Here is a 1,896-nt window from a genome sequence, read left to right on the forward strand (position 1 = left end):
CATATTTCGCCAAATTATTATTAATTTTATTTAAATTAAAACATATTAAACAATGTTTAATACTTTTGTACTGTTAAGCATACTAAAATTAAATTATAAAAAAACACGGCAGGCTCGCACAGATTCAGGCTTACTTAAGTAAGCTTAACTTATGTGTTTATAAGTGCTATAACATTTATTTCAGGCCTTTATCATGTAAGCGATGTGTAATGTAGCCTAATTGTATTAGGCCATAGCATCCTTATTCAGGATACTATTCAAGCCATAAAACACGATTATGGATACTGAATCGTCACGGATAATCTAGATACTTCCGAGCCGTTGATGGACTGACCCCAATCCGGTAGACGATCCTGCCCTGAAAGTTTGAGCATAGGAGGGGGATTCCCATTACTGGGTGATAGCCGCTCGCGCAGTACCGGGTTCCTGCTTCACCGGGCGGCGTGACTGCACCGCTCTTCCACAGGCTAAAACAGCGTGTCCCGCCGCTAAAATATTGCGAGCGCCGTTCACATCGGCGTTCGCCTCATAACCGCACGTAACGCATTTAAACTGGTTCTGCGTCTGGCGATTACCCCTCTCTGTATGCCCACAGCAGGCGCATTGCTGGCTGGTGTAGGCCGGGTTTATCGCCAACACCTGACCGCCCCGCCATGCCTGCTTGTATTCGAGCTGGCGGCGAAGCTCAAACCAGCCCTGATCTAATATCGACCGGTTCAAGCCTGATTTTGCCCGGACGTTGCGCCCAGCTGACCTGTCGTGCCCGCTGCTGATTTTGACATGTTGGAAACCTTCAAATCTTCAATGACGATCATCGCGTGGTTTTGCTGACAGTCGTTGTGACCTTGTGAAGTTAATCGCGGCGGGCGTTGGCTATATGCGAATGCAGGCGCTGGATCTTGCCTTTTTGTTTCTTCCAGTTGCTGCTGAACTTTACCTTTTTGCTCAACTGGCGCTGTAGCCTTGCCAGCTTGAGCTGATTGGTTTTGAAGCTGTTGACGAGCTCAAACACGGTGCCATCTGATAGGGCTGCTAGCCTGGCGATACCCGCATCCAGCCCGACCATTGAGCCAGACGGGTGAACTGGCCCGGGGGGCTCCTGCACGACCTTAAATGAGATATACCAGTGTCCTGCTGACTGGCTGACGGTCGCGTTTTTTATCTTCCCTTCGACTGACTGGGACTGACGGAACTTGACCCACGCCAGCCTGGCTGGCAGCTTCACGCGGCCTTTTTCAAGGCGGCAATACTTATCGAAGTTGACGAACCGGACAGAGTCGCGGTTATCGCTTTTTTTGAATACGGGGGCCTTGGCGGCCAGCTTCTTATCAAAGCAGCGCATCCACGCGCCGTGCAAATCCTTGAGTTTCTGCCGGAGATTGTCGGTATCCCCCCCGGCAAGAAAGGCCATTTCTTGGTCTTTCTTCCAACAGGTAAGCATCCGGTTCAGCTCAAAAGCAGAGGGAATCTTCCCGCCAGAATCCAGTATGCGTTTGGTTTCTGCCAGCCCATGATTCCAGACATAACGAGCACAGCCGCCCAACTGGCGCAGGCGTTGCGCTTGTTGTTCGGTCGGCTCCAGCCGGGATTTGTAGGCTTTCATAATTTGCATTTTTAATTCAGTGTATATCACTATCTGGTAGTGAAATTACACTTGAAGGAGAGATTTAATGTAAGCCTTTGACATTATTGACGTCCTCCCCGCCCTGAAGGACGGGGATTCCTGCAGCGTTCAGACCGAAGCCTGAATCACCCCGGTGGGTTCCTGCTTCAACGGGTGGCCTGATGCGCCATCCCTCCACAGGCAAGTACGGCATGTCCTGCCGCTAAAATGTTACGAGCGCCGTTTATATCGGCGTTCCCGGTATATCCGCATTCAAGGCACTCGAATCGACT

At 50.4% G+C, this 1,896-nt stretch carries 2 pseudogenes; both read right to left on the bottom strand.

The window, feature by feature from the left end:
- Positions 1-390: 390 nt before the first annotated feature.
- Positions 391-1,612: pseudogene (locus AB8804_RS23205) on the bottom strand (RNA-guided endonuclease InsQ/TnpB family protein).
- A 120-nt stretch (positions 1,613-1,732) separates the two neighbouring features.
- Positions 1,733-1,896 (bottom strand): annotated as a pseudogene (locus AB8804_RS23210) (RNA-guided endonuclease TnpB family protein); the annotation flags it as partial.

This window comes from Enterobacter sp. KBR-315C3_2022 (assembly GCF_041399425.1).
Classification (GTDB): domain Bacteria; phylum Pseudomonadota; class Gammaproteobacteria; order Enterobacterales; family Enterobacteriaceae; genus Enterobacter.